General features: G+C 72.6%; 17 protein-coding genes and 1 pseudogene. 3 read left to right on the top strand and 15 right to left on the bottom strand.

What is annotated here, in order from left to right:
* Positions 1–106 precede the first annotated feature (106 nt).
* Positions 107–1,291, bottom strand: coding sequence for a glycoside hydrolase family 26 protein (locus tag ACIRJR_RS15025; RefSeq protein WP_403779420.1), 1,185 nt, complete (start codon positions 1,289–1,291; stop codon positions 107–109).
* Positions 1,292–1,347: 56 nt separating this feature from the next.
* Entirely contained in the window at positions 1,348–2,691 is a 1,344-nt protein-coding gene (locus ACIRJR_RS15020; protein ID WP_403779417.1) for a cytochrome P450, read from the bottom strand.
* Positions 2,692–2,880: 189 nt separating this feature from the next.
* Between ACIRJR_RS15020 and ACIRJR_RS15015 the strand changes: the two genes are divergently transcribed.
* Positions 2,881–3,357 carry a tyrosinase family oxidase copper chaperone gene (locus tag ACIRJR_RS15015; protein WP_403779414.1) on the top strand — a complete coding sequence of 159 codons (477 nt, stop codon included), beginning with the start codon at positions 2,881–2,883 and terminating at the stop codon, positions 3,355–3,357.
* Between the two features lie 19 nt (positions 3,358–3,376).
* On the top strand, positions 3,377–4,237 hold the full coding sequence (locus tag ACIRJR_RS15010) for a tyrosinase family protein (protein ID WP_403779411.1): 861 nt from the start codon (positions 3,377–3,379) through the stop codon (positions 4,235–4,237).
* 87 nt (positions 4,238–4,324) lie between these two features.
* Here the strand turns inward: ACIRJR_RS15010 and ACIRJR_RS15005 are convergent, their stop codons facing one another.
* The 9 genes from ACIRJR_RS15005 to ACIRJR_RS14965 form a co-directional block, all read right to left on the bottom strand.
* The gene (locus ACIRJR_RS15005) at positions 4,325–4,618 is read right to left on the bottom strand and encodes a chaplin (RefSeq protein ID WP_403779408.1); all 294 of its coding nucleotides are present in this window, start codon (positions 4,616–4,618) and stop codon (positions 4,325–4,327) included.
* Positions 4,619–4,728: 110 nt separating this feature from the next.
* The gene (locus tag ACIRJR_RS15000; RefSeq protein ID WP_403779405.1) at positions 4,729–5,895 is read right to left on the bottom strand and encodes a GNAT family N-acetyltransferase; all 1,167 of its coding nucleotides are present in this window, start codon (positions 5,893–5,895) and stop codon (positions 4,729–4,731) included.
* The gene (locus ACIRJR_RS14995; RefSeq protein WP_403779402.1) at positions 5,892–6,560 is read right to left on the bottom strand and encodes a lipopolysaccharide biosynthesis protein; all 669 of its coding nucleotides are present in this window, start codon (positions 6,558–6,560) and stop codon (positions 5,892–5,894) included. The genes ACIRJR_RS15000 and ACIRJR_RS14995 overlap by 4 nt, the downstream gene beginning before the upstream one ends.
* Positions 6,557–7,708: a glycosyltransferase gene (locus ACIRJR_RS14990; protein WP_403779399.1), complete on the bottom strand. Its 1,152-nt coding sequence runs from the start codon at positions 7,706–7,708 to the stop codon at positions 6,557–6,559. Before ACIRJR_RS14990 ends, ACIRJR_RS14995 begins: the two co-directional genes overlap by 4 nt.
* Entirely contained in the window at positions 7,705–8,466 is a 762-nt protein-coding gene (locus ACIRJR_RS14985) for a polysaccharide deacetylase family protein (RefSeq protein ID WP_403779396.1), read from the bottom strand. Before ACIRJR_RS14985 ends, ACIRJR_RS14990 begins: the two co-directional genes overlap by 4 nt.
* Entirely contained in the window at positions 8,456–10,072 is a 1,617-nt protein-coding gene (locus ACIRJR_RS14980; protein WP_403779393.1) for a lipid II flippase MurJ, read from the bottom strand. Before ACIRJR_RS14980 ends, ACIRJR_RS14985 begins: the two co-directional genes overlap by 11 nt.
* Positions 10,069–11,430 carry an O-antigen ligase family protein gene (locus tag ACIRJR_RS14975; protein WP_403779390.1) on the bottom strand — a complete coding sequence of 454 codons (1,362 nt, stop codon included), beginning with the start codon at positions 11,428–11,430 and terminating at the stop codon, positions 10,069–10,071. The genes ACIRJR_RS14980 and ACIRJR_RS14975 overlap by 4 nt, the downstream gene beginning before the upstream one ends.
* A 3-nt stretch (positions 11,431–11,433) precedes the next feature.
* The gene (locus tag ACIRJR_RS14970; protein WP_403779387.1) at positions 11,434–12,924 is read right to left on the bottom strand and encodes a sugar transferase; all 1,491 of its coding nucleotides are present in this window, start codon (positions 12,922–12,924) and stop codon (positions 11,434–11,436) included.
* Positions 12,921–14,096 (bottom strand): glycosyltransferase family 4 protein, encoded by a 1,176-nt coding sequence (locus ACIRJR_RS14965; RefSeq protein WP_403779384.1) that lies wholly within the window; start codon positions 14,094–14,096, stop codon positions 12,921–12,923. Before ACIRJR_RS14965 ends, ACIRJR_RS14970 begins: the two co-directional genes overlap by 4 nt.
* Before the next feature lie 585 nt (positions 14,097–14,681).
* Between ACIRJR_RS14965 and pgm the strand changes: the two genes are divergently transcribed.
* Positions 14,682–16,328 carry a phosphoglucomutase (alpha-D-glucose-1,6-bisphosphate-dependent) gene (gene pgm / locus ACIRJR_RS14960; RefSeq protein ID WP_403779380.1) on the top strand — a complete coding sequence of 549 codons (1,647 nt, stop codon included), beginning with the start codon at positions 14,682–14,684 and terminating at the stop codon, positions 16,326–16,328.
* A gap of 72 nt (positions 16,329–16,400) precedes the next feature.
* Here the strand turns inward: pgm and rho are convergent.
* From rho to mutA, 4 genes and pseudogenes are all read right to left on the bottom strand, one after another.
* Positions 16,401–17,540, bottom strand: a pseudogene (gene rho / locus ACIRJR_RS14955) (transcription termination factor Rho).
* 682 nt (positions 17,541–18,222) lie between these two features.
* Positions 18,223–19,212 carry a methylmalonyl Co-A mutase-associated GTPase MeaB gene (gene meaB, locus ACIRJR_RS14950; RefSeq protein ID WP_403779377.1) on the bottom strand — a complete coding sequence of 330 codons (990 nt, stop codon included), beginning with the start codon at positions 19,210–19,212 and terminating at the stop codon, positions 18,223–18,225.
* 10 nt (positions 19,213–19,222) lie between these two features.
* A complete protein-coding gene (gene scpA / locus ACIRJR_RS14945; protein ID WP_403779374.1) occupies positions 19,223–21,457 on the bottom strand; it encodes a methylmalonyl-CoA mutase in 2,235 nt (744 codons plus the stop codon).
* Entirely contained in the window at positions 21,457–23,313 is a 1,857-nt protein-coding gene (gene mutA, locus ACIRJR_RS14940; RefSeq protein WP_403779370.1) for a methylmalonyl-CoA mutase small subunit, read from the bottom strand. The genes scpA and mutA overlap by 1 nt, the downstream gene beginning before the upstream one ends.
* Between the last annotated feature and the right edge of the window lie 95 nt (positions 23,314–23,408).

Below are 23,408 nucleotides of genomic sequence, written 5' to 3'. Positions count from 1 at the left end.
TCTTCCCACGCAGCCTGAGGCCGCCGGAACGGCCGGCGCCGTCCCACGGCGAGGCGGACCACCTCCGCGGGACGGCGCCGGTACGGGCGATCCGTCAGGACGGGCCTCAGTCGTTCACGCAGAACTCACGGTCGCGCAGCCACTGGCCGAACCATTCGCTCAGCGGGACGGTGATGCACCATCCGGGCTCGTTCGTGCCCGGGACCGGCGCCGTCGGCGTGGGCTTGTCGGGCTTGGGCGCCGTCGGCGTCCCGCTGGGCTCGCCGGGCACGGGGGCGTCCGGGAGCCCGCTCAGCATCTCGCGGAACACACGTGAGGACTCCGGATTCTCCGCACACTGCCACACTCCGTGCGGGCAGTAGTCCGTGATCGTCTGGTAGAGCGGTTCGTGCCGCTCGATCCACTCCAGCATGCGGCGCATGTACTCGGGGTTGTCACCGTTGCGGAACAGCCCCCACTCCGGGAAGGAGATCGGCTTGCCGCGCTCGGCCGCGAAGTCGACCTGCTTCTGCAACCCGTACGGTTCGTTCACCTGCTCGTCGAAGGTCTGCGCCGGAGGCTGGTCGTAGGAGTCCATCCCGATGATGTCCACGACGTCGTCGCCCGGGTAGCACTCCGTCCAGGGCACCGCGTCCCGTCCTCTGGACGGAGCGAAGTCGAAGCGGAACTCCTGGCCGGACACGGACCGCATCGTGGTGACGATGCGCTTCCAGTACGCCTTCCACGCGACCGGGTCGGGGTCGCAGCGATGGGTGTACGTCGTCCCGTTCATCTCCCAGCCGAGGACGATCACGGTGTCAGGGACACCCAGCAGGACCAGGCGCTCGGCCAGCCTGCGGAAGTGCTCGTCGAACTGCCCGGCGGCGCCTGCCTTGAGCAGGCCGCGCACCTCGTAGTCGGGGACGCGCTCCTCGTTCCGCTCCAGCATCGGCGTGTTGAGCACGAACATCCGGTCGTCGTCGGCCTTCCGCCAGGCCGCCCACGCGGCCAGGAAGCCGGGGCGGCCCTCGATGTTCTGCCACACGTCGCCCGGCAGGTAGCTGTGACCGACGCGCAGCTCCGTACCGCCGAGCCACCGCGACAGCTCCGCCATCCGCCGCACACCCGCCGGCCCGTAGTCCAGGTAGGCGCCGATGGCGGTCGCAGGGCCGGGCTCCGGCGCTCCCGGGGCCGCACCCTTGCCGGCCTGGGTGCCGGCGGTGTCGCGATCGGCGAGGACCGCGCCGCCGACGAGGAGGCAGAAGGCTGTCGCCCCGATGCCGAAATTGACGAGACGGCGCTGTGCGGGCACGGGTCCTCCTTGGATTACGGCCTGTATCCGACCCTGTCGACCCTAAGGAGAAACATTCAACAACGTCTTGTGGGACCACCCGTGGATAGACCATTCGCGACACGCGGAGTTTCGGGGCGGGCCGTTCGGGTGACCTTGTCGAAGGTGAAGGGAAGGGATCCGATGCGGTTGTCGAAATTCGAATCGACCAGATCCGGTTCGCCCGAGGTCCGGACCCCTTCCAGTCGCGTGAGCATTTCGCGGAAAAGGGCCTTCATCTCCATTTTCGCCAGATGCGCCCCAAGGCAGTGGTGCGGTCCACCGCCGCCGTATCCGAGGTGAGGATTGGGCGATCGGGTGATGTCGAAGGAATCGGGATCATCGAAGACGGACGCGTCCCGGTTCGCTGACGCGTAGAGCAGCACGACCTTCTCCCCGGGCCGGAAATCGTGTCCGCCGACCGTGCATTCGGCAGCCACGGTCCGTCGGAACTGGATGATCGGCGTCGAGTGGCGCACGATCTCCTCGACCGCGCCGTCGGCGTAGCGCTCGAAGTCCGACTCCAGTAGCGCACGCTGCTCCGGATGCGAGCTCAGCAGGACCATCCCATGGGCGATGGCGTTCCGGGTGGTCTCCACACCGGCCACGAGCAGCAGCGAGAAGAAGGCCCCGAGCTGACGGGAGGAGAGGGCCTGTCCTGCCACGTCCGCGCGGACGAGAGCGGAGATCACGTCGTCCGCCGGGACGCGGCGCCTCTCACGGGCGATGCCCGCCATCTCCAGCTGCATGCGGGCCAGTGAGCGCAGACCACGCCCCGGGACCCGGATCCGGGCGCGCCCGCGTCTCTGCACCCCGACGTACTCCGACGCGTGGTCGATGCGCGCGGCGATGGCGGCCCGGTGCCGTGCGGGGATGCCCATCAGGTCGCAGATGACCTCGAACGGCATGCGGGAGGGAGCCGAACGCATGAAGTCCCCCGGGCCCTCGGCGGCCATCTCGTCCACCAGCCGCCGGGCCACGTCACCGATGTTCTCCTCGGCGGCGGCGAGCAGCCTCGGGGTGAAGGCGCGGGAGATGGTCCTGCGCAGCCCGGCGTGCTCGGCACCGTCCATGTTGACCATGGAATTGCCGAACACCGCCTTGGCCCAGGGCGCGGGTTCGGGAGTGGTGACACCGGGCGCGCTGGCGAATACCTGCGGCTGCCGGCTGGCCGTCTTCACGTCCGCGTACGTCACCAGGGCGTGGAACGGCGTGCGCGACCCCGTACGGGGGGTGAAGCGGACCGGTGCGCCGAACTCCCGCAGCCGGGCGAAAGCGGACAGTCGTTCGGACCGTGGCAGCCGCCAGAAGGCCGGGTCGGCCAGATCGGCACCGGCCGTCCCTCGCACGCGGTCCGTGGACATCTGTGTCGGCGCGTTCATGCACAACCTCCGGGGGTTCGGACCGCCATGCTGGACCGGCGGGCGGCGCCGGGCGGCCGACACGGCCGGGCGGGCCGGAGAATTCCCACGGTCGCCCGATGCCCGGAGGACGAGAACCGTTCGTGCCCCGTCTCGTTGCCCACTCGGACGAGACACCCCGCAGGAGTGACGAGAAGGAGGTACACCACCATGAATCCGACCACCGACACGGGCGCGGAACCGGCCGGTGCCCCGCGCCCTGCCCGCCGCGCGGTGCTGCGCACCGTCTTCACCGCGGCCGTGGTCGCCGCCACCGGCGGCGCGCTCGCCCCGGTTCTCCTCGAGAGCGCGGAGGCCCCGGCCACCGCGCCCCAGGAGCGCGACGCCGTAGGCCCGGAGCGCTTCTCCGAGCTGTACAAGGGACGCGAGATCCAGGGCACGGCCACTGCTGTCGTACCGGCCGGCGCATGGCCCGGCGCGGGCGCCGCGGGACCCGCCGCCGCGTCGTCCGGGGCCGACGTCCGCGTCGACGGACGGCCCCTGCACGTGATGCGGCGCGCCGACGGCACCTACCTCAGCACCGTCAACCACTACGAGTCGTTCCCGACCCTCCTGGAGACGGCGCGTGCGGCGGTCGACGAACTCGGCACCGCCCAGCTGTCCGCAGTCTCCCCGCACACCATCTGAGCACCGAGGACGAGTACGGATGCACAGCCGCAAGAACCAGCGCGATCTCACGCGCACGGAGAAGAGACGACTCATCGACGCGATCCTGGAGCTCAAGCGCTCGGGACGGTACGACGACTTCGTCTCCCTGCACCGGCAGTACTACGTCACGGACGCCGAGAGCCGGCCGCGGCCCGCCCACATGACCCCCTCCTTCTTCCCCTGGCACCGCAGATACCTGCTGGAGTTCGAGCAGGCTCTGCAGGCCGTCGACTCCCGCGTGTCGATTCCGTACTGGGACTGGACCCGCGACGACACGGCGAGCGCCTCGCTCTGGGGGGAGGACTTCCTCGGCGGCAACGGCAGGCCCGGCGACCGGCAGGTCATGACCGGGCCGTTCGCCTACCGGCAGGGGAACTGGCGGATCCGCGGCGGGGTCACCGACGACCCCTTCCTGCGGCGCAACTTCGGCCGGCCCTCCTCACCCGTGACGCTGCCGGGCGCCGCGGAGGTGGAGCGTGCGCTGAAGGACCCCGTCTACGACGCGGCGCCCTGGAACAGTGTCAGCACGACCGGCTTCCGCAACAGGATCGAGGGCTGGGGCATCAGGGGCGGCAGGGGAGTGGCCAACCACAACCGCGTGCACCGCTGGATCGGCGGGTCGATGGCCGGTGCCGCGTCGCCCGACGACCCCGTCTTCTGGTTGCATCACGCGTACATCGACCTGCTCTGGGCGCGCTGGCAGAAGGCGCATCCACGCTCGCGCTATCTGCCTGCCCGCGCACTTCCCGCGGACGACCCCCAGCACGAGCGGGTCTTCCCGTTCGACCGGCCGATGCCGCCCTGGGACGTGGCGCCCTCACAGCTCATGGACCACGGACGGCTCTACCGGTACGTCTGACCCGGCCTGCCGCCCCGGAACGGGACCGGGCCTCCTCTCCCCGCCCGGAGGCGGGGAGAGGAGGCCCGGGAGGTACGGCGGGGGAGATCAGTGGCCGTAGCCGTACTCGCCCTTGTCCTCGTGCTTCTCCGCGTGGCTGTCCGACACGTTCGCGCACGTGTTGCCGAACGACGGGTTCAGCAGAGCGATCACGTTGACCGTGTTGCCGCACACGTTGACCGGGATGTGGACCGGCACCTGGACCACGTTGCCCGAAAGGACACCGGGGGAGTGAGAGGCGACGGCCCCCGCACCGGCGTCGGCGGTGGCCATGCCGGCGCCGCCGGCGACCAGGGCACCGGTACCTGCCATGACAGCGGCCACCTTCGAGATACGCGACATCAGTTCTCCTTGCGAGGTTCGGGACCGGCCGCCGTGCTGCGGCCGGTGTGCACTGACAACGCGGTAGTCGTCAGGCGGTAACGGATCGGCGCAAAAGTCATCATCTTGGCTCAACTCAGGCCGATCAGGGCGCGGCCGGCCGCCGGGAGCCCGTTCAGCCGGCCGCGCCAGTCCCGCGCGGCGGGAAAGCGGGACTTCACCGTCTCCGCCGCCCGGTCCCGCACGGCCACCTGGGCCTCGCGCAGCCGCAGCAAGGGCTCCAGTCCGGAGCGGGCCAGCAGCAGGCGCTGGTTGACGACCGGTACCGGACCCCAGTGGTTCTTGTACTCCTCCGAGCCGCGCAGCAGACTCAGCACACCGTGGTCCAGCCCCCCGGCCTCGCGAGCGATCTCACGGAGCAGCATGGAGGAGACGTCCACCTTCCTCTCCCGAAGCCGGGGATCGATGCCGTAGAGATAGCCTCCCGTCAGCCGGGCCGACCGGAACGACAGGTCGGCCGCCACCACCTCCCCGTCGAGGACGTACTCCCTGACGGTGGCCTCGCCGTCGCGGACCATACGGCGGGTGGATCGCACCAGATGGGCGCAGAAGCGGGGCCGCAGGTGCTCCGGGTTGACCCCCCTGCCGAGCCACTGGAGTTCGTGCAGCCGCAGCAGGTTGCCGATCGCCCCCGCCACCCGGTGGACCGGCGCCGGGCGGCACTCGACGCCCAGCGTGTCGATCTTGCGCAGCTTGGCTCGCGTCCGCTGCGCGCGGGAACCTGTCATCCGGCCGATGAGGGACTCGATCGGCTCGGCGGGCAGTTCCATGCAGGTCGAGTCCGTGAGGCTGCTCCGGGCCCCGGACCAGGCCTCGAACAACAGGTTGGCCGAGGCGCCGGGCCGTACCTCGCGCAGGTCCACGACGGTGTGGGCGGCCGCGCGGTTCAGCCCGCGCTCCAGCGCGGTGACGGCAGCCGCGGAGTCCTCGCCGTCCACCAGGATGTCGGAGTAGTCGGAGATCGCACCGCCCATCGGCACCAGCAGAGGCATCGGACGGTGGACGAGCATCAGCGGCGCCGCGCCGATCAGACGCCCGTCCCGGCGCGCCAGGAGCACCCGGAGCCGGCCGGAGGCGCCGTAGGAGAGCCACCACGAGTGGAGCCAGGCGTGGCTCTGGAACGGTGTGGCGGTGGGGCAGCGGCGGTGCAGCGCGTCCCACTCCGCGGCGAGGTCCGCGAAGTCCGGCAGGTCCCGGCAGAGGGTGACGGTCAGCCGTCCACGACGATCGGTGTTCATCGCACGAGCTCCCGGTCGTCGGCGGAACCGCCCTGCGACGGACCCGGCACCTGGGCCGTGACGTCCCGGCGCGCGGGGCGGGGGCGGACGAGGAGGACCAGCCCGCCGAGCAGACCGCCCGCGCTCGCGCCCACGGCCGTGCCGAGAGGCGTCGAGGGGGAGACGGGATCGACGGGCGGCACGGCGTGGGAGAACTTGATCAGCTTCACTCCGGTCTCCTTGGCGACGTGCCCGCTGCTCACGACCACGGCCTCTGCCACCGCGTTGGCGATGTCCGCCGCCCGGTCACGGTCCGCCGACGTACCGGTGACCGCGATCATCGGCGAGTCGGGGGAGGTCTCGGACCGCACATGGGTGCGCAGTTCGCGCACCGGCTCCCCGGCGGCGCCCCTGGCGTAGGTGAGGGTGGCGTCGCTGGTGGCCAGGCGGCCGTACGACTGCGCGTACCCCAGCGCCGCGGCCGGATCGATGTCCTTGCCGGCGGTGACCATGGCGTAACTGGTGGCCGCGTACTCGGGCGTGGCGAGCATGCCGTACGAGAACCCGCAGGCGGCTCCGAGCAGGACGCAGGCGGGCAGGGGCCACCAACTGGGCCGTACGGATGCGGGGCGCAGCCTGCGGAACCGTCCGGGGACGGCCGGCTTCTGCTCGGGCGACTCGGTCATGGGTGAGCTCTCTCGGTCGGGGTGACTGTGGTGGCGTCGACGGCCTGTGCGTAGACGTCCATGAGGCGCCGGCTGCTGAGCCGGATGTCGTAGTGGCCGACGGCGGGAGGGGGCGGCAGCCTGCGGGCACCGCTCTCCATGCGGTGCCGCAGCGCGGCTGTCAGTTCCTCCGTGGGATCCGCCGCGGCGGAGGTGGAACCGATCCGGGTGGTGCCCGGCACGGGCCCCGCGGGCAGGTCCTCGATGGCGGGGCAGGCAGCGTGCACCACGGGCAGTCCGGCGGCCAGGGCTTCGACCACCGCGAGACCGAAGGCCTCCTCGCGTGACGCCGACACGAACGTGTCGACGGCGCTCAGCACCTCGGGGATACCGGGAGCGGCGCCAGCGGCACCGCACTCGCCGAGGAAGCGGATCCGGCCGGTGACACCCAGCCGGGCGGCGAGCGCGCGCAGCGCCTCGCTCTCGGGCCCGTCACCGGCCAGGACGAGCCACGCCCCGGGGAGGGCGGCGACGGCGCGGATCAGCAGGTCGAAGCGTTTGCCGGGGACCAGCCTGCCCACGCCCCCCACCACGAACGCCGTGGTGGGAAGGCCCAACAGCGCCCGGGTGGAGCGCCGTCGCCCTTCGTCGAAGCGGAAGGCGGTCATGTCGATGCCGTTGGGCACGGTGTGGATCCGGGCGGCCGGCACGCCCCAGGCGCGCAGCCGGCCCGCGACGGTCTCGGAGACCGCGACCGTCGCCGCCCCGAGCCGCTCGGTGCGCAGGTAGAGCTCCCGGGTGCCGCGGGTGAGCGGGCGTCCCTCGATCTCCGCACGCCCCAGCGAGTGCTCCGTCGACACCACCGTGGTCCCGGCGAGACGCGCCGCGATCCGGCCGTAGACGCAGGCCCGGTAGAGGTGTGTGTGCACGAGGTCGTACGAGCCGCGGCGGATGAGCCGGGCGAGCCTGGGCACGGCGCCGAGGTCCCGGTTGCTCCGCATCCCCAGGTCCTGGACCCGGACGCCGTCGGCGCGCAGGCCCGCCGCGACCGCCCCCGGGTTGGTGAGCGTCACGACGTCGCAGCGCACCGGCAGGTGACGCAGCAGCAGACGCAACTGCTGCTCGGCCCCGCCGACGCCCAGGCCGGTGATGACGTGCAGTGCCCTCACCCCGCCTCACCGGCCCCGGCGGAGCGGTACCGCAACCGGTGCCGTACCTCCTTGGCCCGCAGGCGGGCGCCCCGGTCGGCGTGGCTGACGTGCGTGCGCGGGAGGGCGAGGGGTCCCGTCAGGGCCCCGGGGACGAGAGCGCACCCGTAGGTGTACCCGGCATCCCGGACGGAGGCGGCCACCCGCCGGTCGGCCGTGCCGTAGGGATAGCAGAAGCCGGACGGAGCCTGTCCGACGATGCGGTGCAGCGCGTCCCGGCTCTCGTGCGTCTCCGTGCGCAGTCCGTCGTCGGACAGCGCCGTCAGATCCTGGTGGAGCAGGCCGTGCGAGCCGACCTCCATGCCCGCGGCGGCGACGGTACGGATGCCCTCCTCGGTCAGCAGGGGTCTGCGCGGACCGAGCGGGTCCCAGGTGTTGGAGCCGCCGGGCCGGCCGGGCAGGACGAACACCGTGGCGGTGCAGCCGTGCGCGAGCAGCACCGGGAGCGCCTCGTCGAGGAAGTCGGCGTACCCGTCGTCGAACGTCAGGCCGACGAGCCCGCGCTCTCCGGAGGCCCGCCCGCGCAGCAGGGCGGAGACCCCCACGCCGGTCAGGCCCCGGCGCCGCAGCCAGGTCAGCTGCTCGTCCAGGCGGTCGGCGGAGACGGTGATGCCGTAGGGGTCGTCAGTGGGATCGCTGACCGAGTGATAGGTCAGGATCCAGGGCCGTGACCGGAGAGGGAGCGTACGGACACGGGGTGCGGAGGTGTCAGCGGCCATGGGGGAACCTCTGTCGGATGAGTGCCAGCAGGTGAACGGCTTCGGGCGCCCGGAGCGCGAGCCCGGTGAGGACGAAGGCGGTGGGGGCGGCGAGGCAGCCGGCCGCCAGACCCGCCGACGGCCCCGGCACCAGCTCCGTGGCCAGGCGGCAGGCGGCCGCCGCGACCGCCGCCGCGGCGACGGGGCGGGCCAGCGACGCGACGACGGCCCCGGTCCGGACGGCGACCGCCCGTGAGCCCAGCCCCAGGAGCATCAGCAGGGCGGCCGTGCTGATGCCGACGGCGTTGGCGGCCGCGATGCCGTCGACGCCGAACGGGCCGGTCAGGAAGAGTCCGGCCACGGTCGTGACCAGGAGTCCGGCACCCATCGCGCCGAGCGGGTACCAGGTGGGCCGGCCGGCCGAGAAGAACGGCCGGCACAGGGCGCCGACCAGCGTGTGGCCGAGCAGGCCCAGCGCGTACACCCGCATCACACCGGCGGTGGCGGCCGTGTCCGCCGCGTCGAAGGCGCCGCGCTGGAAGAGGACTTCGACGATCGGACGCGCACAGCCGAGGACCGTCGCGGCGCCGAGCAGCACCACGGTCCCGGCCAGGGCGAGATCGCGCTCCACCCGCCGCCGGGCGCCCTCGCCGTCCCCGGCCGCCATGGCGCGGGCGACGACGGGGAAGGTCACCGTGCAGATCATCATGGACAGCACCATCGGCAACTGCGCCACCTTCTGAGCGTAGTTGAGGTGGGAGATGGCCCCGTCCGGCAGGGACGAGGCGAGGAACCGCTCGACGAGGACCTGGGACTGACGGCTCACCACGAAGAGGACGACCGGCGCCAGGACCGCGGCACCGAGGAGGGCGGGACCCCGCTCCCGGGCCGCCCGCCTCCCGCGCCGTCGGGGCATCAGCCGCAGGAACGTGGGCAGCAGGGTCAGGATCATCAGCAGACTGCCGACGGCGACCCCCGCGGCCGCGGCGCGCACCCCCCAGAGGGAGTGCAGGGCCAGGGTCATGCCGATGATGCCGATGTTGTACGCGATGTAGACGCCGGCCGGTGCGAGGAAGCGGCCGTGGGCCCGCAGCGCCGCGCTGAAGTACCCCGTGATGCCGAAGGTGAGCACCGTGACGGCCGTCAGGCGTGTGCAGTCCACCGCGAGCCGCGGATCGTCCAGTCCGGGGGCGAGGACGCCCACGGCCCAGGGGGCGCCCCACACCAGCAGGCCGCCCGCGCAGGCCAGCGCGGCGAACAGCCGGGGGAGGGTGTCGGCCACGAGCGCCCGGACCGGATCCCGCGCGTGGTCTCCCGCGGCACGCCGGGTGAGCGCCAGACTGAACGCCGGTACGAGCAGCAGCGCCATACCGTCCTCGATCAGCAGCGTGGCCGCCATCTCCGGCACGGTCCAGGCGATCAGGAAGGCGTCGCTGGCATGGCTGGCGCCGAACAGCCGGGCGATGGCCTGGTCCCGGAGGAGTCCCAGCAGGGCGGCGACCACGGTCAGTCCCGCGGCGCCGCCCGCCGCCCGGGCCAGGAAGCGTCCGGGCCGGACGGGAGCGTCGGGCGCGGAGGTTCCCGCTGCCGTCTCCTCCACGGCCCGCCCCGTGGCTGTCCCGCTCACGCGGCGCCCGCCCTCTCCGGTTCGTGAAGCGCCCACCACGCGGCGAGGCCGAGCACGACCCCGGTCAGGACGGTGGAGGGGCCACCGATGTCCGCGTAGAGGAAGTCGACCGTCTGCCAGGTCATCAGCCCGACGGCGACGAGTCCGCATTCGACGGCCGCGGCTCCCCGCGCCCGTGAGAGCACGAGCCGGCGCACCCCCGCGACCAGGAGCGCCGCCCACGAGCCCACCAGCGCGGTGAGGCCGACGAGCCCCTGTTCGCTCAGTACGAGCAGATACATGTTGTGGGGGGAGAGCAGCGGCTGCTTGCGGAACTCCTGCCCGGCGCCCTCGGTGTCGCTGCCGGAGGAGAGCCCGATCGAGGCATGCCCGTCGCGGTGCGCGGGGAAGCCCTTCAGGCCGACACCCGTAGCGGGCCGCTCGCGCCACATGCCCGCGGCGGCGGCCCACATGGTGTAGCGGTCGTTGACGGACCGGTCGGGCGCACTGGTCACCTCGGTGATGCTGGTGAGGCGCTGCGAGATCATCTCGGACCCGACGCCGAATCCGCCGACGAGCACGACTCCGGCCGCTCCCAGCACCGCCAGGGCGCGGACGGCCTGCCGGAGCCCGGTCAGCGCGATCACGGCGAGGGCTCCCGCCGCCGTCGCGATCCACGCTCCGCGGCTGAAGGACAGCGCAAGCGGCACGACGAGCAGCGCGGCGGTCACGGGAGCCCACGCCCTCAGCCGGCGAGGTGTGCCGGCGGGGGTGCGGAGCGCGAACGCCGCGGCAGCGATCAGACCGTAGCCGACGACCGTGGCCATCCCCATCACATCGCCGGGGCCGAACGTGCCGACGGCGCGGATCTCCTCACCCATGTACGAGGCGCCGGAGCCCGTGACGTACTGGTGGACGCCTGTCGCGCCCTCGACGACGCCCAGCAGGACGAGCGCACCCGCTACGGCCCGGAACCCCTGGGCGTCCCGGACCAGGAGGAGGACGACGGCCGGCACCAGGACGAAGATCTGCAGGTACCGCACGAATCCCGGCAGGGCCGCCACCGGGTCCGCGGCGGTGACCGTGGCCAGGGCCAGGCCAACCGCCGGCAGGCCCAGCACGAGCGCCGCCGCCGGAGTGAGGGGACGCCGCCGCAGGAACAGCAGGACACCCGCGCAGACGAGCACGGCGACGCCCGAGAGGAGGTCGGCCGCCGGAACGCCGAACAGGGCGCCGGCCCCGCTCCCGTCGCCCGGGACGGCCACGAGCAGGACCGCCGCGATCAGTGGGAGCAGGGGCCACCGGTGGCCCCACCCCCGCGGGGGCTCCTGCTCGAGGGAGGTCGGGGCGGCGGGCGCCGCGGTCACGGTGAGGGTCACGGTTCAGCTGCCTCCGAGCCGGAACACCGAGCCGGCCGTGCGCACCAGCACGCACAGGTCCTGCCACAGCGACCACGTCTCGATGTACCGGTTGTCGAACCGGGCGCGGTCCTCGATCGAGGTGTCGCCGCGCAGGCCGTGCACCTGGGCCAGTCCCGTGATGCCGACGGGCATCCTGTGCCGCATCCGGTAACCCGGGTGCATGCGGCTGAACTGCTGTACGAAATAGGGGCGTTCAGGGCGAGGGCCGACGAGGCTCATGTCGCCGCGCACGACGTTCCACAGCTGCGGAAGCTCATCGAGAGAGGTTCTGCGCAGCAACCGGCCGGCGCGGCTCATGCGCCCGTCGGCCGACACGTTCCACCGGGTGGCCGACTCGTGCTCGTCGGCCGGCCGCAGGGTGCGGAACTTCAGCAGGACGAAGGGACGCCCGGACTCCCCGATGCGCTCCTGACGGAAGATGACGCCCGGTCCGTCGCAGACGCGTACGGCGAGGGCGCAGGCGGCGAGCACCGGGGACGCCGCGACCAGGGCGGTCGCGGCCAGGACGGCGTCCATGCCCCGCTTCACCCGGTGGGCCACCGGGCGGGCCGGTCCGACACGCAGCGAGTAGGCCGCGAAGCCCCACACATGGTCCGGGCGGGGCGCGGTCCCCCACCGTGCGACGGCCGTCTGATCGGTGATCAGCCACACCCGGCACCCGTGCCGCGCGAACAGCGCGAAGAGCTCCTCCCCGTCGCCCGCGTGCTCGGGCGGGACCGTGAAGACCGCGTGCCGTACGGAGTTCTGCACGACGGCACGCCCGGCGTCCTGCACCGAGGCGAGGACCGGAAGCGGCGCTTCGCCGGGTGTCGCGTCCGCCGCCTCGTCCGGGTCCGTGCCGGCGCCCGTCACCCGGCCGACCGGACGCATCCCGTACCGCGGGTGATCCTGGAGTACGGCGATCACCCGGTCGGCGACCGGACCGTCCCCGACCACCAGGGTGGACTGCGGACGGCGTGCGGCCGACCACAGCCGGGACCGGTGGACGACGGCCCTCGACCCGCAGCCCACGAGGGTCTGGACGCCGGCCGCGCAGCCGAGCACCACCCAGCCGGCGGTGTGGCGCGGGTCGTACGCCGACACCGCCTCGGCGACGACGTACCACTGCACCGCCGCCAGTCCGGCCAGCGCGGGCAGCTCCGCCAGGGCGGACGGGGACAGTCCGCTCCGGTAGAGGCCCCGGTAGGTGTGGAGGAGCAACTGGACGGCGGCCTGCACGAGGACGACGACCGGCGGCCAGGGACCTGGGGCGACCAGCGCCACGGCCAGTCCGAGCGCCAGCGCGTCGGAGGCCATGAGCGCCGCCGGGGCCCGGCCGCGTGTGACGCCGCCGGCGGCCCGGGGGGCCGGGGGGCTCTCCCGGCCGCTGCGTGGCGGCCGGATCGAGGAAGCCGCACGCCGTACGGCAGTTGCCTGGGCGGCTCGGGGGGCAGGTGCACTCTCCGTCGTCATCGCTCGGTGCGCTTCCTCGTCGTGGGGCGGGACTGGCCGACAAGTTCCTGGTAGAGGCGCAGGACCGCTCCAGCGGTCCTCGTCACGTCGAAGACCGACCGGGTGCGGCTCTGCGCGGTGCGGCCCAGCTCCGCCCGCAGTGCGGGGGCGCCGAGCAGCGCGGTCAGCGCCGCCGCGAGGGCGGGGGGGTCCTCGGGCGGCACGAGGCAGTGGGGCAGGTGTCCGGGCGGCAGGCTCTCCCTCGCCCCGTCCACATCGGTCAGGAGCACGGGCGTGCCGCACGCCATGGCTTCGAGGGGGGCCAGCGCCATCCCCTCCCAGCGCGAAGGGAGAACCAGCAGGTCCGCCGCGTGGATCCAGGGCCGCACGTCGCTGCTCGGCCCCGTGAACACCACGCCGTCAGGCGCTGCGCGCCGCAGCTCCTCCCCGTACGGCCCGTCGCCGACCAGGACCAGCCGGGCGTCGCCGACCTCCGCGGTCCGCCAGGCCCGCAGCAGCACGTCCTGGCCCTTCTGCCTGCTCAGGCGGCCGACGCACACGACGAGCGGCGCATCGGCCGGGATCCCGTCGGGCAGCGGGAGCGAGGACCTGGCCGATGCCGCGGTGTCCCGGCCGGGTGGCCGGAAGCGACCGAGGTCGATGCCGTTGTGGATCACCGACCAGCGGGCCGTGATGCCCGCGCGCTGCCCGGTCCTGCGCTCGGACTCGCTGACACAGAGGATGCGGTCGCTCCACCGCGCCCCGAACCGCTCCCACGCCGTGGCCAGCCCCGCGGCCCTGCCCTCCAGGGCCTCGAACGACCAGGCGTGCGGCTGGAACACCGTGGGGACCGTGCCGCGCACGGCCAGCCGCCCGGCGAGCCCGGCCTTGGCGCTGTGGGCGTGGATCACGTCGGGGGCGCACGCCCGGATGAGGCGGCCCGCCGTGAGGACCTCACGGCCCAGCCGCGGGCCGGGCGCGCGCTCCGCGGGCCAGACACACACCCGGGCCCCGGCGGTGGCTGCCCCGGCTGCCAGCGGTCCGTCCGGAGGGCAGGCCACGACGGGCCGCAGCCCCGCGCGGACCTGTGCCGCGACGAGGTCGGTCACGACCCGTGCGACTCCTCCCTCCACCGGCTGGACCAGGTGAAGGACGGTCAGGCGATTTTCATCGGTGCAACTCTTCTGCAGCACGCACGGCTCTCTTTCGCAAGCCTCGAAGAGCCGGTTCGGGAATACACCGGCGGCAAGGAATAGGGCGGCGGAGATCAGTAGGTAAAACCGAAATGCACTGTGGCAGACCGTGCCTGGGAAAACACGCAGGACTCGCGTTCGTGTCCTCATGGATTGCCTGCGGACAGGCCCCCGACCTCGGGTTACCAGTGCTCTGCGGCGTGTCAGACGGGGCATCGGCGCCCTGTTCGCGACCGTGCCGCATGATGGCCGTGCCGTACGTGTGTGCCCGTATCCGAGGCCCCCGGATGCTCCTCACGGTAATGGGCCGAAACCTTCGCGGAGTTGCGCGCCGCAATTTCCTGGCGCAGCCTTTCGGCCGTTCGGGTGCGGTATTCCGCGGTCCGCCCGGATCCCGGTCCGCTTTCCGCCCGGACCCGCCGGCCGCCCGGAATCGGCCCCGGTATCCGCTGTGTTCCGGATCCACTGCCTTTCCGGGGCCCGTATCCGGGATCGCCGCCGACGAGGCAGTATCGGGTACGACTCGTGATGATCGTCCGCCCTGTGGCGGTCACCGAGCGGCCGATGAGGACAGAGGAGACAGCGATGGTTCACGAACGGGCCGGTCAGCCGGCGCAGCCCGGAGACCTGGTGGACGTGGCGAAGCTGGTGACGGCCTATTACACGGTGCACCCCGATCCGGCCGAGCCCGGACAGCGCGTGGCGTTCGGCACCTCGGGCCACCGCGGATCGGCGCTCGCGGCCGCCTTCAACGACGACCACATCGCCGCCACCACCCAGGCCATCTGCGACTACCGCACCCGGCAGGGCACCGACGGGCCGCTGTTCCTGGGTGCCGACACCCATGCGCTGTCCGAGCCCGCCCGGATCACGGCCGTGGAGGTACTGGCGGCCAACGGCGCCACCGTCCTGATCGACGCCGAGGACGGATACACCCCCACCCCGGCCGTCTCGCACGCGATTCTCACCTACAACCGGGACCGCACGGCAGGTCTCGCCGACGGGATCGTCGTCACCCCGTCGCACAACCCGCCCGCCGACGGCGGCTTCAAGTACAACCCGCCGCACGGCGGTCCGGCCGGTTCGGACGCCACCTCCTGGATCCAGGACCGGGCCAACGCCCTGATCGAGGGCGGGCTGAAGGAGGTCCGGAGGATCCCCTACGCCCGTGCGCTCGCCGCGGACGGCACCGGCCGGTACGACTTCCTCACCGGCTACGTCGACGACCTCCCCGCGGTCCTCGACCTGGACGCCGTACGCGACGCCGGCATCCGTATCGGCGCGGACCCCCTGGGCGGGGCTTCCGTCGGGTACTGGGGCCGGATCGCCGAGCGCCACCGGCTCGACCTCACGGTGGTCAATCCCCTGGCGGACCCCACCTGGCGTTTCATGACGCTGGACTGGGACGGGAAGATCCGGATGGACTGCTCCTCGCCGTACGCCATGGCGTCCCTGATCGAGCAGCGCGACGCGTACACCATCGCCACCGGCAACGACGCCGACGCCGACCGGCACGGCATCGTCACGCCCGACGGCGGACTCATGAACCCCAACCACTACCTGGCCGTGGCGATCCGCTACCTCTGCTCCCACCGGGAGGGCTGGCCCGCCGGTACGGGCATCGGGAAGACCCTGGTCTCCTCGTCCATGATCGACCGGGTGGCCGAGGACCTCGGGCGCAGGCTGGTGGAGGTGCCGGTGGGCTTCAAGTGGTTCGTCGACGGGCTGTTCGGCGGGACCCTCGGCTTCGGCGGTGAGGAGTCCGCCGGAGCGTCGTTCCTGCGCCGTGACGGCCGGGTGTGGACCACCGACAAGGACGGCATCCTGCTGGCCCTGCTGGCCTCGGAGATCACGGCCGTCACGGGCTCGACCCCCTCCCAGCACTACGGCGAACTCACCGCCAGGTTCGGCGATCCGGCCTACGCCCGGATCGACGCCCCCGCGACCCGGGAGCAGAAGGCGGTGCTGGCCAGGCTCTCGCCGGAGCAGGTCACGGCGGACACGCTGGCCGGGGAGCCGATCACCGCCGTGCTCACCGAGGCACCGGGCAACGGCGCCGCGATCGGAGGGCTCAAGGTCTGCACCGACAGTGCCTGGTTCGCGGCCCGCCCCTCCGGCACGGAGGACGTGTACAAGGTGTACGCGGAGAGCTTCCAGGGGGCCGATCACCTGGCCAGGGTCCAGGCGGAGGCGCGGTCCCTGGTCTCCGACGCGCTGGGCGCCACGGGCTGAACGGCCGGGGGAGGGCGGGCCGGGATCTCCCGGCCCGCCCTCCCCCGTGACGGCTCACCGGTGCGGCAGCGGTCACGCCTCGGGCACGGTCCGATGGACCTGCCGGATGAAGGCGGCGTTGTCGGGGGTCCTGCGGATCCTGTCGAGCAGCGCCTCGAGCGCGGCCTGCCCGTCCCTCGACCGCAGGGCCCGCCTCAGCCCTCGTACGGCGGCCAGTTCAGCCGCGGGCTGCAGGAGTTCCTCGCGGCGGGTGCCGGAGGGGGTGATGTCGACGGCGGGGAAGACGCGCCGGTCCGCCAGCGCCCTGTCGAGGCGGAGCTCCATGTTGCCCGTGCCCTTGAGCTCCTCGAAGAAGTAGTCGTCGGCGCGCGAGCCGGTGTCCACCAGGACGGTCGCCAGGATGGTGAGGGAACCGCCCTCCTCGGCCAGCCGGGCCGCCCCGAACAGCTTCTTGGGGCCGGTGAGCGCCGCCGCGTCCACGCCGCCGCTCAGCGTCCGTCCGCCGGCCCCGGCGCTGTTGTTGTGGGCTCGGCACAGCCGGGTGAGGGAATCCAGCAGGACCACGACGTCCTGGCCCTGCTCGACCAGGCGCTTGGCGCGTTCCAGGGCGAGTTCGGCGAGCGCGACGTGCTACTTGGCGGGCCGGTCGAACGTGGAGGAGTACACCTCGCCCCGCACGGAGCGGCGCATGTCGGTGACTTCCTCGGGGCGTTCGTCCAGAAGGACCACCATCAGGTGGCACTCGGGGTGATTGGCGGCGACCGCCGCCGCGATCTGCTGCAGCAGCACGGTCTTGCCGGTCTTGGGAGGTGCGACGATCAGCCCTCGCTGGCCCTTGCCCACGGGGGAGACCAGATCGATGATCCGCGGGCCCGGCCCACCGCCGGGTGTCTCCAGGCGCAGCCGCTCCCGGGGGTGCAGCGGAGTGAGGTCACGGAAGTGCGGACGGCCCCGGAGCTCGTGCGCCGGCCGGCCGTTGACCGACTCGACGGCGGACAGGACACGCGGCCGCTCGCCGGTCCCCTGGACGACATCGCCCTTGCGAAGGCCGAAGCGGCGGATCAGCGCGGGTGAAACCTGGATGTCGTGGGCGGACGGGTGGCCACCGTCGGCGCGCAGGACGCCGTGCCCGTTGTTCGTGGTGTCGAGGACACCTGCGGTGCGGACGGGCTGGTCCTGCCGGGCCACAGGGCGTTCGAGTGTGCTGGTCATGGCGGGTCCTTTCGCGGACATGGCGAATGAGGGGTCCGGAGAAGGCGAGGCGGTGGAATCACGCCTCGTGCGACGGGCGGAAGAAGCCCGGACCGGACGGAAGAGGTGGTGCGAGGAGCTGGATTGCCGGTCGTCGAAGGACGGCGCAACAGCTGAGGAGAAGCATCGGCGCCCGATGCGGGCGTTCACGAATGCTGATGGGACCGTACCACGCATGGCATCGGAGGGGAAGGGGGCGAGCTCCCGGGCCGGAACTCAGCGCTCTGCGGCGGGGCTGTGCCCGACGGGCGGTCCCGGGCGGCGGCGTCCGATGACGCCGTCGAGAGCACCGAAGGGCGTCACCCGGCCGTTGATCGGCCGGGTGACCCGCCCGCGCTCATGGTGAAGGCCGCCTGCGACCGGCGACCGGGCGGGCCGTCATCGTCCGCGTGCTCGGAGAGCGCGTCCCCTGCTCACCCGTGTACCGGCCGTGCGGCCGGCCCCGCCGCGCGACCGCGAAAGGACGAGGCGCGGGTCGACGACGCGCCGACCGGCCGGCCGCCGGGGCCTCCGCCGCCGAATCCTCCGGCAAGGCGGCGGAGGCCGCTCACGCCGTCCGGCTTCTCCGGCGCTGGGATGCCTGGCCCCGGCCCGCCCCGCCCCGCGGCCGGAGGCGGTGCCCGGCCCGTCGTGCGATCCGCCCTCAGCCGGTCCCTCGGAACGCCCGGAGGATCTGCTCGGCGGCGAGCGTGGCCGTCAACCCGCCCTCACGAACGCGCTGTTCGAGCTCCGGAGCGAGCGTGCGCACCGCCGGATGGCCGCGCAGGCTGTCGAGCAGCTCGTCGCGGACCATCGACCAGGTCCAGTCCACCTGCTGGTCACGGCGCTTGGCCGACAGCCGCCCGGTGGACTCCAGGACGGTGCGGTGCTGCTCCAGCCGCTCCCACAGCGTGTCCAGACCGGTGGATTCCCTGGCGCTGCAGGTCAGCACCGGGGGAGTCCAGGCGGCGTCCACGGGGTGCATCAGCCGCAGCGCTCCCGACAGTTCGCGGGCCGCGGAGCGGGCGTCGCGTTCGTGGGGTCCGTCGGCCTTGTTGACCGCGATCACGTCGGCCAGCTCCAGGACCCCCTTCTTGATGCCCTGCAGTTGGTCGCCGGTCCGGGCCAGCGTGAGCAGGAGGAAGGTGTCGACCATGTTGGCGACAGCCGTCTCCGACTGCCCGACGCCCACCGTCTCCACCAGCACCACGTCGTAACCGGCCGCCTCCATCACGACGACGGACTCCCGGGTGGCCTTGGCCACCCCGCCCAGGGTCCCCGCCGTGGGGGAGGGGCGTACGAAGGCACGCGCGTCCACCGCCAGCCGCTCCATCCGGGTCTTGTCACCCAGGATCGAACCGCCCGTGCGGCTGGAGGACGGGTCCACCGCCAGCACCGCGACCCGGTGCCCGAGACCCGTCAGCAGAGTGCCGAGCGCGTCGATGAACGTGGACTTCCCCACGCCCGGCACCCCGCTGATCCCGACGCGCCTGGCCCGCCCCGCGTGCGGCAGCAGCTCGCTCAGCAGCCGCTGGGCCAGGACCCGGTGGTCGGGCCGGGACGACTCCACGAGAGTGATCGCACGCGCGACGAACGACCGCTTCCCGTCGAGCACGCCTTTGACGTAGGCGTCGATGTCGATGTTCACGGCCACCGTCAGCGGCTCACAGCTCGTGGCCGAGCGCGGAGGCGAGCCGCGCGACCAGGTCGTGGGCGGCGTCGGGGATCACCGTGCCGGGCGGGAACACGGCCGCGGCGCCCGCCTCGTGCAGCGCCTCGATGTCCTGGGGCGGAATCACCCCGCCCACCACGATCATGATGTCCTCCCGGCCCTCGGCGGCCAGTTCCTCGCGCAGCGCGGGCACGAGGGTGAGGTGGCCGGCGGCGAGGGACGACACGCCCACGATGTGCACGTCGGCCTCGACGGCCTGGCGGGCCACCTCGCCCGGCGTCTGGAAGAGCGGACCGACGTCGACGTCGAAGCCCAGGTCGGCGAAGGCCGTCGCGATCACCTTCTGGCCGCGGTCGTGTCCGTCCTGGCCCATCTTGGCGACGAGGATGCGCGGGCGCCGGCCCTCGGCTTCCTCGAAGGCGTCGACGAGCGCGCGGGTGCGGTCCACGGACGGTGACTCCCCTGCCTCTTTGCGGTACACACCGGAGATCGTACGGATCTGGCCCGCGTGCCTGCCGTACACCTTCTCCAGGGCGTCCGAGATCTCCCCGACCGTGGCCATCGCCCGGGCCGCGCCTACGGCCAGCGCCAGCAGGTTGCCCTCCAGGTCCGGACCCGGGTCGCGCTCCGCCGCGGCGGTCAGCGCGCGCAGCGCGTCCTGGCAGGCCGCCTCGTCGCGCTCCGCGCGCAGCCGGCGCAGCTTCTCGACCTGCTGGGTGCGCACGGAGGAGTTGTCGACCTTGAGGACGTCGATCTTCTCGTCGGTCTCCACCCGGTACTTGTTCACCCCGATGACGGGCTGGCGCCCGGCGTCGATGCGGGCCTGCGTACGTGCGGCGGCCTCCTCGATGCGGAGCTTGGGGATGCCCGCGTCGATGGCCTTGGCCATGCCGCCGGCTGCTTCGACCTCCTCGATGTGCTGCCAGGCCCGCTGCGCCAGGTCGTGCGTCAGCCGCTCGACGTAGGCGCTGCCGCCCCAGGGGTCGATCACACGTGTCGTGCCGGACTCCTGCTGGAGCAGGAGCTGGGTGTTGCGGGCGATCCGCGCCGAGAAGTCGGTCGGCAGGGCGAGGGCCTCGTCAAGGGCGTTGGTGTGCAGCGACTGGGTGTGACCCTGGGTGGCGGCCATCGCCTCGACACAGGTGCGCGTGACGTTGTTGAACACGTCCTGCGCGGTCAGCGACCAGCCGGATGTCTGCGAATGGGTGCGCAGCGAGAGTGACTTGGAGTTCTTCGGGTCGAACTGCTTCACCAGCTTCGCCCACAGCAGCCGGGCGGCACGGAGCTTCGCGATCTCCATGAAGAAGTTCATGCCGATCGCCCAGAAGAACGACAGGCGGGGGGCGAACGCGTCGACGTCCAGGCCCGCTTCCTGCCCGGCCCGCAGGTACTCCACCCCGTCGGCCAGGGTGTAGGCGAGCTCCAGGTCGGCCGTGGCTCCGGCTTCCTGGATGTGGTAGCCGGAGATGGAGATGGAGTTGTAGCGGGGCATCTTCTGCGAGGTGAACGCGAAGATGTCGGAGATGATCCGCATCGAGGGGCCGGGCGGATAGATGTAGGTGTTGCGGACCATGAACTCCTTGAGGATGTCGTTCTGGATGGTCCCGGCCAGCTTCTCCGGCGGTACGCCCTGTTCCTCCGCGGCCACGATGTACAGCGCGAGCACGGGGAGCACGGCGCCGTTCATGGTCATGGAGACCGACATCTTGTCCAGCGGGATGCCGTCGAAGAGCTGGCGCATGTCGTAGATCGAGTCGATCGCGACACCGGCCATGCCGACGTCGCCCGTCACCCGGGGGTGGTCACTGTCGTACCCGCGGTGGGTGGGCAGGTCGAAGGCGATGGAGAGCCCCTTCTGTCCGGCCGCGAGATTGCGCCGGTAGAAGGCGTTGGACTCCTCGGCCGTGGAGAATCCGGCGTACTGACGGATCGTCCAGGGCTGGTTGACGTACATCGTCGGGTACGGACCGCGCAGATACGGCGCGATGCCCGGACGGGTGTCGAGGAAGTCGAGCCCCTCCAGGTCCTGTCCGGTGTACAGCGGTTTGACCTCGATGCCCTCCGGGGTCTCCCAGAGCAGTTCGTCCTCGGAACGGCCGGACGACTCCTTCACCGCTGCCTGCCAGCGGTCCTCGGAGGCCTCCGCGGGTGACCCCCCGGTCAGGGCGACGTCGGAGAAGTCCGGCACGGGGTTCAGGGGGGACCCGTCGGTCCCGGGGGTCTGCATCACGCCACTCCCATGCGGTCGAGTTCGGAGGAGAGGACGGCGATCACGTCGCAGCCGGCGAACACGTGGACGTCGGCACCGGGGTACTCGCCCGGCCGCCCCGCGAGGAAGATCCGTTCCGCTCCTGCTCCCCGGAGGGCCGCGGCGACGGAGTCGGCCTGCTCGGCGTAGAGCGTGTCCGTGGAGCACAGGCAGGCGACTGACGCCCCGCTGGCCTTGAAGGCGGCGGCAGCGGTCGACGCGTCCACCGAGGCAGGGGCGTGGACGGTTTCGATGCCGCCCGACAGGAAGAGGTTCGCCGCGAAGGAGGCCCGCGCGGTGTGCACCGCCGCCGGTCCCAGTGCGGCGAGGAAGACCTTGGGACGGCTTCCGGTGGAGGCCAGGTGCTGGTCCGACCTTGCCCGCAGCGCCTCGAACGCCTCGTCGCGCCGGACCCTGGGCAGCCCGCCGTCCGGCACGGTCGCGGGTACCGACTCGCGCTCCACGGGCCGCTCCGCGAGATCCGGGAACTCGCTGACACCGGTCACCGGCTCCTTGCGCCGTGCCAGGTCCTTGCTCCGGGCCGCCCAGGTGGCGGCGAGCCGCTCCCGGACCATGCCGGAGCGCAACGCGGCCGCCTGACCGCCCGCCCGCTCGATCTCCTGGAAGAACGCCCAGGCTGCTGCGGCGAGTTCCTCCGTGAGCCGCTCCACGTACCAGGAACCACCCGCCGGGTCCGTCACCCTGGCGAGGTGGGACTCCTCCATCAGGATCGTCGAGGTGTTGCGGGCGATCCGCCGGGCGAACGCGTCCGGCAGGCCCAGGACGTGATCGAACGGCAGCACGGTGACGGACTCCGCTCCGCCGACGCCCGCGCCCAGACAGGCCAGCGTCGTACGCAGCATGTTCACCCAGGGGTCACGGCGGGTCATCATCACCGGCGAGGTCACGGCGTGCTGCCGCTGTGCGCCCGCATCCGGGGCCCCGCAGGCCTCGGCGACACGGGCCCACAGGCGGCGCGCCGCCCGGAACTTCGCGATCGTCAGGAACTGGTCGGCGGTCGCGGCGTAGCGGAACTCCAGCTGGGCGCAGGCCTCCTCGACGGAGAGCCCCGCCCCGGTCAGCGCCCTCAGATAGGCGACGCCGGTGGCCAGCGAGAGCCCCAGCTCCTCGGCGGCGGAACCGCCGGCCTCGTGGTACGGCAGCGCGTCCACGGCCAGGGCGCGCAGCCCTGGGTACTCGCGGGAGCACAGCCGCGCGAAGTGGACGGCGTCGGTCAGGGCGGGCTCCGTGCCCGTACGCGCGGCCTGCCCGAGCGGATCCACCCCGAGGGTGCCGCGTGCGGCCTCCTTCGCGATCCCCCTGGCCTCGTAGAGACCGAGCAACTCCCTTACCGCGGGCCCCGGATCGGAGCCCGCGTCGAGCACGACGGGCGCCAGGTCGAGAAGGACGCCCTCCAGCGCGCGGGCGAGACCCGAGACAGGGACCCCGCCGGGCTCGCCCACGGAGAGCCAGAGCGACGTGACGCCGTTCTCCAGATCTCCGAGCACGGCCTCGTTCAGGCGTACGGGGTCGGCCAGCGCGTGGCGCTGGCGCACGTCCCAGCCGTCCGCGGTGTTCCCCGTGGCCCTGCTGCCCCGGGTGAAGGGCGCGAAGCCGGGCAGACCGGGGTCGGCCGACGCGTCGGTGGAGGTGTACAGAGGGCGGGCTGTGAGCCCGTCCCCGAGCGCGGTGGACAGCGCTTCCTCGGCGGCCGTGCCCGCGACTTCCTTGCCGGACCTGCGCAGTACGCCTTCGACGAGGCTCTGCCACTGGTCGTGCGAGGGATCGGGGAACTCGGCGGCCAGGGAGAGCCCGTCAGCAGGCAGGACCGTCATGCTCAGATGCTAGGTCAGCACTCCGCTGAGCAGCAGGTCCATCGGCTGTGACCTTGCCCTCGCCGAAATGTGCCGGATTCTCAGAGGTGGAGCGG

The sequence above is a fragment of the Streptomyces sp. NPDC102402 genome (genome assembly GCF_044765765.1).
GTDB lineage: Bacteria > Actinomycetota > Actinomycetes > Streptomycetales > Streptomycetaceae > Streptomyces.
Note: the sequence above shows the minus strand (reverse complement) of the source record. Positions and strands in the feature narration are given on the sequence as shown.

Bases quoted from the DNA above. Each gene is read 5' to 3' on its own strand.
- ACIRJR_RS15000 (WP_403779405.1), bottom strand. From the start codon at position 5,895: ATGAACACCGATCGTCGTGGACGGCTGACCGTCACCCTCTGCCGGGAC.
- ACIRJR_RS14995 (WP_403779402.1), bottom strand. From the start codon at position 6,560: ATGACCGAGTCGCCCGAGCAGAAGCCGGCCGTCCCCGGACGGTTCCGC.
- ACIRJR_RS15015 (WP_403779414.1), top strand. From the start codon at position 2,881: ATGAATCCGACCACCGACACGGGCGCGGAACCGGCCGGTGCCCCGCGC.
- ACIRJR_RS14970 (WP_403779387.1), bottom strand. From the start codon at position 12,924: ATGACGACGGAGAGTGCACCTGCCCCCCGAGCCGCCCAGGCAACTGCC.
- scpA (WP_403779374.1), bottom strand. From the start codon at position 21,457: ATGCAGACCCCCGGGACCGACGGGTCCCCCCTGAACCCCGTGCCGGAC.
- mutA (WP_403779370.1), bottom strand. From the start codon at position 23,313: ATGACGGTCCTGCCTGCTGACGGGCTCTCCCTGGCCGCCGAGTTCCCC.
- ACIRJR_RS14985 (WP_403779396.1), bottom strand. From the start codon at position 8,466: ATGGCCGCTGACACCTCCGCACCCCGTGTCCGTACGCTCCCTCTCCGG.
- pgm (WP_403779380.1), top strand. From the start codon at position 14,682: ATGGTTCACGAACGGGCCGGTCAGCCGGCGCAGCCCGGAGACCTGGTG.
- ACIRJR_RS15010 (WP_403779411.1), top strand. From the start codon at position 3,377: ATGCACAGCCGCAAGAACCAGCGCGATCTCACGCGCACGGAGAAGAGA.
- ACIRJR_RS15005 (WP_403779408.1), bottom strand. From the start codon at position 4,618: ATGTCGCGTATCTCGAAGGTGGCCGCTGTCATGGCAGGTACCGGTGCC.
- ACIRJR_RS15020 (WP_403779417.1), bottom strand. From the start codon at position 2,691: ATGAACGCGCCGACACAGATGTCCACGGACCGCGTGCGAGGGACGGCC.